Annotated in this window: 1 protein-coding gene; it reads left to right on the top strand. The window is 52.1% G+C overall.

Annotated features, from left to right (window positions below):
- Positions 1-269 (top strand): hypothetical protein (locus TW84_RS24785; protein ID WP_045978057.1); only part of this gene is annotated, 269 nt, incomplete at its 5' end.
- Positions 270-303 lie beyond the last annotated feature (34 nt).

Raw genomic sequence — 303 nt, 5'->3', positions numbered from 1 at the left:
AAGGGCAAGGGACCATCAGGCAAGAAAGACTCAACGTGTTTGTTGGTCGCCATGCCAATAACCCGTATGATAACGGCAATGCACTGGTTAGCGTCTATCAGGCGCAAACCTTAGCGGGGGTCAGCGAGCACAAAACCATGCCAGCGCTTGCGGAGTCAAAGCTATCATTGATGCCAACCCATCAGGTTCAGTTGCGGCTGCCCCCTATGCCAACCCATCCAGCGCCTAGCCAGAGTCAGCTGGTAAAAAACCAGAGTAAAGAGGAATAGCCTTATGCGACCACTGAGTCTAACGTATCCAGTA

This window comes from Vibrio neptunius (assembly GCF_000967495.1).
In the GTDB taxonomy this organism is placed as follows: domain Bacteria; phylum Pseudomonadota; class Gammaproteobacteria; order Enterobacterales; family Vibrionaceae; genus Vibrio; species Vibrio neptunius.
Note: the sequence above shows the minus strand (reverse complement) of the source record. Positions and strands in the feature narration are given on the sequence as shown.